This window comes from Dyella sp. (assembly GCF_036568765.1).
GTDB lineage: Bacteria > Pseudomonadota > Gammaproteobacteria > Xanthomonadales > Rhodanobacteraceae > GSA-30.
The window spans coordinates 1-8848 of sequence record NZ_DATCRY010000236.1; the positions used below are offsets into that span (position 1 = coordinate 1).

Here is an 8848-nt window from a genome sequence, read left to right on the forward strand (position 1 = left end):
CTTTTTCTTCCGTGCAGGCAGCCAGTGCAAACAGCAGGACCGGCAGCAGCGCCTTGCGCATCGGCATCATGTCGAAAAACTTCCTTGTCGAGAAATACGGCTCCGCTTTGTCCGGGGGCCGAGCGATGTTTTTACTGTAAATGGCGACAGCCGCGCAACCGATTCAATAGCGCGGCACGCCTTCGACATGGCACTTGGCTACGCTCTTGCGCGCATTATCGGCCCCCACCTGGTCGTCCACACGATCGCGCAACTCGACGACCGTCTGCCAATTGCGTGCGCACAACGGTCCGAGGCGCGGCCCGAGCTCCCACGAGCGCCGCGCGAGTTTCTCGGCATCGGTGTAATCGTGCAGGCGGATGGCGACTTCGGCGCGATCCTGCAGCAAGTCCGGCGAATCCGGGTTGAGCTTGAGGGCCTGATCGAGCTTGGCTGCCGCATCGCTGAAACGACCGGCAAGTGCATCGGCTTTAGCGCCATCCTGCAAGGATGTCACGCCCGGATCGCGCAGCGGATTGACGTCGATGACGGATTTTTCCTTGTCGCCCGCGGCTCTGATCGAAGCGACGATCAGGCTATCCGCCTTGGTCTGGCGTTCCGGCGGGGTTGGCGGCGCCGGGGTCATGCAGGCACTCAGGCAGATAGCAAGTATCGCAGGTGTCAGCGGGAAACGTTTGAACAAGGCAGTCATCGATCAATCTCGTACAGGCGCGGTAGAAGCCGGTGCGGGCTGATCCTGACCGCCACCGAACAAATTCCCTACATGTTGCCAGAAGCAGCCTTCCGTGTCGGCCGCCAGCGTGCCTGTCAACACCGCGAACTGGCGTGCCCCCTCGCAGGACGGATCCGTGCGCTTGCCTTCCTGCGGGTTGATCCAGGCCAGCTCCAGGCCTTCACCCGGCGCAGCCGACAAAGGCCGCGTCGGCAGCTTGCGGAAGAGATCCTGCCAGACGCGCAGGCTGCCGGTGGCGCCGTAAAGGCCGCTCGGCTTGTTGTCGTCGCGCCCCATCCAGAACACCGCCAGGCGGTCGCCGGTGAAGCCGGCGAACCAGCTATCGCGCTGGTCGTTGCTGGTGCCGGTCTTGCCCGCGGCGTTGAGCACACCAAGCGAGGAGGCACCGATCGCCGCCGCCGTGCCCGAGCGCGTCACCTGCTGCATCGCCCAGGTCGTCAGGCGCACGGCACCCTGGTACTCGCCTTTGCCACCCTTGACCTCGTAGCGCTTAATGGTGCGGCCATCGCTGTCGACGACACCGCGCACCGCCAGCAAGGGCAAAGCATGACCGTCGGCTGCGAGGTATTCGTACAACTGTGCGACCTGCAGCGGCGACAGATCCTGTGCACCTAACAGCAAAGAAGGACTCGGATTGACGTCCTGCAGCCCGAACGATTCCAGGAACGCCTTGATCCGGCCGACGCCGACATCCATGCCCAGATGGATGGTCGCCAGATTCCAGGAATGCACCAGGCCATCGACCATCGGTACCAGGCCATGCACATCGTGTTCGTCGTTCTGCGGCGTCCACATCGTGCCATCCGGCTGACGCATCGACACCGGCGAATCGTCGATCAACGTCGCCAGGTTCCAGCGCGACGGATCGGACAGCGCCACTAGATAGACGAAAGGCTTCATCAGCGAGCCGATCGGGCGGCGTGCGTCGATGGCGCGGTTAAAACCCTGATCGCCCGGCTCCTTCGAGCCGACAATGGCCAGCACACTGCCGGTCTGCGTATCGGTCACCACGCCAGCGGCCTGCGCCGCATCGCCACGCTTGCCCAGTGCCTTGGCGGTATTGGTAATCGCCTGCTCGGCGTATAGCTGTGCGGCGGGATCGAGCGTGGTGAAAATGCTCAGGTTGCCATCGCTCAGCGTGCTGTCGTCGAAATCGCTGGTGATCTGTGCGCGCACCAGTTGCATGAAAGCCGGGAAACGGTTGTGCGGCAGCTGGCCATTGCCGGCCAGGCCCAGGGGCGTGGCCTGTGCCGCCTTGCCCTGCTCTGCCGTCAGCAGACCGGTATCGACGAACTGCTGTAGCACCAGATTACGGCGCGATAGCGCACGATCGGGAAAGCGGCGCGGATCGTAGTAGCTCGGCCCCTTGACCATGCCCACCAGCAAGGCCACCTCCTGCGGACGCAGCTCTTCCATGCGGCGACCGAAATAAAACTCCGCGGCGGCGGCAAATCCATGCACCGCTTGCGAACCTTGCTGACCAAGGAAGACTTGGTTGATATAGGCCTCGAGAATACGTCCCTTGTCGTAATGCGCTTCGATGAGGATCGACATCAGCGCTTCGTTGAACTTGCGCGTGAAGTTCTGCTCACGGTCGAGGAACAGATTGCGCACCAGCTGCTGGGTAAGCGTCGAGCCGCCTTGCACCGTATGGCCGGCGCGCAGGTTGGCGAAACTCGCGCGCAGGATCGCCGAGAAGTCGATACCGAAGTGATGCTTGAAGTCGCGATCTTCCACAGCCTGCAGGCCGCTGAGCAGCAGCGGCGGCACGTCGGCGAGGCGGACGATGCGGCGCTCTTCCTGTGCAGCACCATATAAGGTGGCGATACGCGCCGGATCCAGATGGGCCTGATCCAGCGCCTTGCCGGTGGCCAGGTCCTTCACCGAAACCACCTGCCCCTTGCCCAGCACCACCCGGATACGTCGAGGCAGCTCGCCACCGTCCGGACCCGCATAGCCGCGCGAGTCGATCACATAGACGCTGCCATCGCGGCTCCAGGTGCCGGCGACCTCGCCGTGCTCGTCGCGGCTATAACCGGCAAAGGTCAACTCCAACTCCAACGCCGCCGGTGTCATCGGCAGGCTGGCCGCCAGCGGCAACGGCCTCGCGTAGACGCGCGTGGGCACGGCGAACACCAGGTCGTTGAAGCGATCCTGCACCCGCTTGTTCAGGACGATGGTGTACGGCAGGACAAAGCCGAACAGCAGCCCCATGCAGATCCAGAACGGGATCCGCACCCAGGGCCAGCAAGCACGGGCAAACGCGGCAAGACGATTGAGAAAGGCCAACGCGGCGATATCCCTTACACGAAGTGGGGCCGATCATAGGGCCTGCTGACCGGCGGGCGTCTGAACGCCGGGCCGGGATTCGTGACTATTTGCTGGCAGTTCGGGGCAAAACCCGGGGCTGCGACCGGAGGATCACCACTTGCCGTAACCCCAGCACGATGGATCGGGCCGGAATGGCCGCGGCTTCACGCCCAGCCGCCGTTCCAGTTCGCCGTTGTCGGCGATCAGGTCGGTCTGAAAACGTGACAGCGTACCCCGAACGTGATGCATGAAATACCGCAGCACCCGCAGGAGTCGCAGCGGCACCGGTACCGGCAGGGTCCATCCGGGCAGGCTGCGGCGGACGCGCATGAACATCTCACGCACGCTGAGCCGCTCGCCGCCACCGATCGGCAGGACATAGCCCGATACCTCGCGATGATCGAGCGCGGCGACGACCGCCTGGGCGATATCGTCGGCGTGTACCGGCTGACGCAATCCGTTGCCCTGCAACACCGGGAACACGCGTGCACGCATGGCGCGCCGCGCAATCGGAGTGAGTGTCTTGTCCATACCGATGCCGTAGATCATGGTCGGTCGCAACACCATCCACGGACAGCCATGGCGCTCGCATATACGTGCCAGCTTTGCCTCGCTGTCGCGCATGCTCTGCGCCAGCTCTCGCTCGGATTTCAGCTCCGAGTCGAGCTTGGTCTGGGCGCTCATCGAGCTGATTGCGATCACCCGTGGGCGATCATGCAGCTCGACGCGTGACAGCCAATCGTCAAAACCGACCAGCGGCCCCATGCAGATAATGGCGCTGAAGCGCCCCCCTGGCATCGGCGAATCGGGCACCTGGCCACGCAGCCATTGCACTCCTTCGCTCGGCGGCTGCTCGGTGCGGCTGAATGCGACGACCGATTCGCCGCGGGCATGCAGGCGCGGTAGCAGAAAGCGGCCAATCTGGCCGCTGGCGCCAATCACCAAAATCGTCATGCCACCCTCACGACCCGGTTTGCAGACGCGCGGTCAACTGTTGCAGGCGCGAATTGCCCGTTGCCAGCTTGCCCGCATGATGCAGCGACTGCGCAGCGCCGGCGCGGTCGCCACGACCGAGTTGCTGCTCGGCCTGATCCATCCAGGCACCGGCCAACCGTTGACGCAGTTGGTCCTGGCCGGCATCGCCCGGCGACAGATCGGAAAGGTCGCCAAGAAAACCTTCGGCCTGAACCAGATTGCCATTGGACATGGCTTGATTGAACTGGCGCGCGACCAGATTCGGCAACTCCTGCAAACCGCGCCGCGCCGCTTCGTTGTTGCCGTCGATCGCCAGCGCGCCGCGATAAAGATCGTAAGCACTGTCGCCCGGCGGCAGCATGATCTGGCCGCGCCTCGCAGCCAGCTCGGCGCTCTGTAGCATGCGAGCGATCTGAGCACTCTGTTGCGGCGTCAACGTCGCTGCGGGTGCCTGCGCGACATTGCCATCGGCACCGGCCGGTGTGGCCTCGATGTTGTTGCCGGCATTGAGACGCTTGCTCAAGTCGCTCAAGCGCGCACGCGCCGCAGCAAGATCGGCCGAGCGCGGCGCGAACGAAGCCGCGCGGTCGAGCAATTGATCGGCATGCACGGCATCGTTCGCATCGATCGCCGCATTGGCTTGCACGATCAACGCCTGCGCGACCTGACCCAGGCCGGCCTTGGCCTCCTGATTATCCGGATCGATCGCCAGCGCGGACTTGAAATAGGCCACCGCGGTGTCCTCGCCATCGCCATCCACGCGACCGGCACGCAACGCATCCTGGCCCTGTTTCAGATCGTCGGCCAGCTCGCCGTTGTCCTGTTTCTGCGCCTGCACCAGCGAAGCACGCAGCGACGGCAAGTCGCCGTAATTCGGCAATAGCGCAGCCAGCTTGTCGACGATGGTTGCAGCGGTGGCACGGTCGCCCGCATCCAAGGCCTTGCGCGCCTGCGCGGCCAGACCTTCCGCGACTTTGTCCAGGCCATGCAGGGCGATGGCGTTGTTCGGATCGATCGCCAATACCTGCCGATAAAGATGGCCGGCGCCATCGTCGCCGTCGAGGCGGCCGTCGGCCAGCGCCTGCTGCGCGCGATCGATCAGGCCATCCGGTTGCACGTTGGCGCTGCGCGCCTTCGTCAATGCCTGATCGAGGCGCTCGACATCGCTGCCCCCGCCAAGCAACTCACGCGCGGCATTCAAGGCTTGGGCGGCATCGTCCAGATGGCCGTCGCGCAGCGCGGCATCCGCGCGCGCGATCTCTGCCTGCCCGACTTGGCGCAGACCGTCACGAGCGCGATCGTTATCCGGCTCCAAGGCGCGGGCCGCTTCGTACAACTCACGGGCGCTCTTGCCGTCGTTGCCGTCCAGATGACCGTCGTGCAGTGCGGCGTCTGCACGGCTGAGCACATCGTTGAGTTCGGTGCTGGGCACCAGCCCGCGCAAGCGGTCCTGGTTGACCCAGGCAAAAGCCACTGCGCCAATCACAATCAGCAATAGCAACGGCCAAAGCCAGCCACGCTTGCTTGATTTGGACGGCTGCGGACGCGGCGCCTGGCGGCGGCGCTCGGGATCGCCCGCACCGAAATGCGGCAGGTCATCGCGCGGCGGCATGGGCGCCTGCGGCTTGTCCAGGCCGTCGAGATTGCCCAGGCGGGGCTCCATGCGACCGCCCTGGTCCTTGTTGTCTTTGCGTCCGCTCATAGGGTGCTGGCCTGTTGGCAACTGCGCCAGCTTAACATCCAGGGGCGTCCAGCCGTGATGCGCGGGCTCTGGCGTTCAACTGGCGGAAAGCGTGGGCTTATATTAGGCACGAGGGATGATTAGCGAGAGCGCCGAGTCCGCCCACTGCGGCAAGTGTGGGATGATGCGTCAGAATTTCGTGGGCGACGCCGTAAAGCGCGATATCGAACTTGCCCCCTCGCTACTCACCCTTCGTCCCTGGAAAGCCACAACCTCCCTACTGCCCACCAACACGACGCGCATCGACGACATTGGGCAACGCCGTCAATTTCGCCAGCAACGCGGACAACTGCTCGAAATCGCGCACACGCAAGGTGAAGCGCATTTCCACTTCGCCCGTTCGGGTGAACACCCGGCTGGACGAGGCGATGATGTGGGTGCCGAAATTGCTGATCAGGGCGGTGACGTCTTTCTGCAAGCCCTTGCGATCGTAGCCCTGCAGCTCGATGTCGACTTCGTAGGCTTGTGCCGCGACCTTGCCCCACTCCACATCGATCACCCGATCGGGGTCGCGGCGAACCAGACGCGCCAGGCTGACACAATCGGCGCGATGCACCGAAACGCCGCGCCCTCGCGTGATGAAGCCGCGCACCGTATCGCCTGGCAACGGCTGGCAGCAACGCGCCAGGGTCGTCAGCAAGTTGCCGACACCCTCGATGCTCAGGGCGCTGTGTTCAAGTGTGAGGTGTCGTGAAGCGACCGGCAACTGGGATTGCGTGACCTCCGGCGGCGGCGGCGCGGCGGCCTCTTGCAAGAAGCGACTGATCTGGCCCGGATTGACCTCGCCCAAGGCCAGCGCCACCAGCAGTTCGTCGTGGGTCTTCAGATGAAAATGCGCCGGCAACCTGGACAAATCGGCGCCCGGCATAGCCAGGCGACGCAACTCGCGCTCGAGCATGGCGCGCCCGGCAACCAGATTGGCCTCCTGCGCCACGCGGCGGAACCATGCGCGCACCTTCTCTCTTGCGCGCGATGTGTGCAGGTAACCGTGATGTACCGACAACCAGTCGCGACTGGGCTCGGCCAGTTTCGCGGTGAGAATCTCGATGCGATCGCCGCTTTGCGGCTGGAACGTCAAAGGCACGATGCGCCCATTGACCTTGGCGCCACGGCAGCGATGACCGACTTCCGTATGCACGTGGTAAGCGAAATCCAGTACGGTGGCGCCACGCGGCAGATCCACCACTTCTCCGCGCGGCGTCAGCACATAGACGCGGTCTTCCAGCAATTCGGTCTGCAAACCGGCAGCGAGTTCGGTATCCGATTCGCTACCGCCACGAGGCTCGAGCAGGCGGCGCATCCAGGCGATCTTGGCCTCGAAGTCGCTATCGCCGCTACCGCCTTCCTTGTAGCGCCAGTGCGCAGCCACACCCAGCTCGTTGATGCGATGCATTTCGTGGGTACGTATCTGCACCTCCAGGGTCTTGCCTTGCGGCCCCATCACGGCGGTATGCAGCGACCGATAGTCGTTACCCTTGGGCCGCGCAATGTAGTCGTCGAATTCGCCCGGCAGATGCGGCCACAAGGAGTGCACTACACCGAGCGCGGCATAACAGTCGGCCACGCTTTCGACCAGTACACGCACAGCGCGGATATCGTATAGACCGGAGAAATCCAGCGACTTGCGCTGCATCTTCTTCCAGATCGAGTAAATGTGCTTGGGCCGGCCGGCCAGATCGGCACGTACACCGGACGCTTCCAACGCCTTGCGCAGGACGGCGAGCGATTCGGCGATGAAGCTCTCGCGATCGGCCCGGCGCTCGTCCAGCAGCTTGGCGATACGCCGGTAGGTCTCCGGATGCAGGTGGCGGAAGGATAGATCTTCCAGCTCCCACTTCAGCTGCCAGATACCCAGGCGGTTCGCCAACGGCGCGTGGATATCCTGAGTCAATTGTGCCAGCGCTCGGCGCTGCTCCTCGGGCAAAGCCGCGGCCGCACGCAGACGAGCCAACTGGCGGGCCAGCAGGATGAATACCACGCGCACGTCACGGATGATGGCCAGCAACAAACGGCGCAAACCCTCGCTGCCGCTGCCCGGCGTACGCTGGGCGTGCAGCGCCCAGACCTGCTCGGCGGCAGCCTGCCCCTCGACCAGGCGCTGGACGTCGACCGGCAAGCTGCCTTTCTGTCCGGCCCAGGCCCGGGCATCGGCCTGGCTGACTTCGAACCAGAGCGCTGCAGCCTGGGTCTGCGCGTCGCAGCCGAGCATACCCAGCAGGTCAAGCACTTCCACACAGCTCGCGGCTGGAATGGCGTGTTGCTGGCATGCGGCCAGCGCATCGGCGAGCACGCGCGGCAGCTCGCGCTCGCGCCAGGCGGCGAAGCGGTCGGAGGCGGAAGAGTCAGTGGCGCGGGCCATGGCTCATTTTAGCGACCAAGGCGTACGCTGTGCTCATCCCAGCGCCTCGACTGCACGGGCCAGTCGCTTGGCCGACACCGGCTCGGCAGTCTTGAGCTCCTGCGCGAACAACGAGACGCGCCATTCTTCGATCAGCCAGCGCAGTTCGTCCAAAGGACCTGCGCCCTCGGCGCGAAACTTCAGATATTGTCGCCAATACGGCAGCACCTGCAGCATGCGCTGCTGATCTTTGGCCGGATCCTGGCGCAGGCGCTCGGCACGCAATCGCATGGCTTTCAGGTAACGCGGAAAATGCGAGAGCCGCGCCGTGGACAGTTCGCGCAGGAAACCTCGCGCAAGCAGCGCATCGAACTGCTCGCGCAGATCGTCGTAACTGGCGCGGGCAAAGCCCATCAACGGCGGCTCGAGCCAGGGCTTGAGGTCCGCCTGCGCTTCGACGATCGGTTCGGCCAGTTTCAGACGTTCCACACCGGCTCCGAAAATCTCTCGGGCAAACTGAGTATGCAGCGTTTCGAACGCCGCCGCTGTGCGCGCATCCAGATCATGCCGTCCCAAGAGATCGGTAAAGCCACCTTCGATCAGATCCTCGCGCAAGGCATCGACGCCGCCGAGCGGCGCGTACTTCAACGCCATGGCATTGCCGACCGGAAGGCGCCGCTCGGCGGCGTCGATGCCTTGCGCGAGGATCTGATCGAAGGTGGCTTTACCGATCTCTTGGGACGGCATGATC

Annotated in this window: 6 protein-coding genes; all 6 read right to left on the reverse strand. The window is 64.3% G+C overall.

The genetic code is table 11. The features are described from left to right. Window positions 1–163 precede the first annotated feature (163 nt). Window positions 164–691, reverse strand: a complete 528-nt coding sequence (locus VIM98_RS15945) for a tetratricopeptide repeat protein (RefSeq protein WP_414650231.1) — start codon at window positions 689–691, stop codon at window positions 164–166. A 3-nt stretch (window positions 692–694) separates the two neighbouring features. After that, window positions 695–3022 (reverse strand): penicillin-binding protein 1B, encoded by a 2328-nt coding sequence (mrcB, locus tag VIM98_RS15950; protein ID WP_331994096.1) that lies wholly within the window; start codon window positions 3020–3022, stop codon window positions 695–697. A gap of 132 nt (window positions 3023–3154) precedes the next feature. Further along, the gene (locus VIM98_RS15955) at window positions 3155–3997 is read right to left on the reverse strand and encodes an SDR family oxidoreductase (protein ID WP_331994097.1); all 843 of its coding nucleotides are present in this window, start codon (window positions 3995–3997) and stop codon (window positions 3155–3157) included. 7 nt (window positions 3998–4004) lie between these two features. Continuing rightward, the gene (locus VIM98_RS15960; protein ID WP_331994098.1) at window positions 4005–5720 is read right to left on the reverse strand and encodes a hypothetical protein; all 1716 of its coding nucleotides are present in this window, start codon (window positions 5718–5720) and stop codon (window positions 4005–4007) included. Between the two features lie 256 nt (window positions 5721–5976). After that, entirely contained in the window at window positions 5977–8118 is a 2142-nt protein-coding gene (locus VIM98_RS15965; RefSeq protein ID WP_331994099.1) for a bifunctional (p)ppGpp synthetase/guanosine-3',5'-bis(diphosphate) 3'-pyrophosphohydrolase, read from the reverse strand. 33 nt (window positions 8119–8151) lie between these two features. After that, the coding region (locus tag VIM98_RS15970) for a DUF3418 domain-containing protein (protein WP_331994100.1) at window positions 8152–8848 on the reverse strand (697 nt) is incomplete at its 5' end.

Excerpts from the sequence above, each read along its gene's own strand:
- VIM98_RS15965 (WP_331994099.1), bottom strand. The coding sequence starts at position 8,118 with ATGGCCCGCGCCACTGACTCTTCCGCCTCCGACCGCTTCGCCGCCTGG.
- VIM98_RS15960 (WP_331994098.1), bottom strand. The coding sequence starts at position 5,720 with ATGAGCGGACGCAAAGACAACAAGGACCAGGGCGGTCGCATGGAGCCC.
- VIM98_RS15955 (WP_331994097.1), bottom strand. The coding sequence starts at position 3,997 with ATGACGATTTTGGTGATTGGCGCCAGCGGCCAGATTGGCCGCTTTCTG.
- VIM98_RS15945 (WP_414650231.1), bottom strand. The coding sequence starts at position 691 with ATGACTGCCTTGTTCAAACGTTTCCCGCTGACACCTGCGATACTTGCT.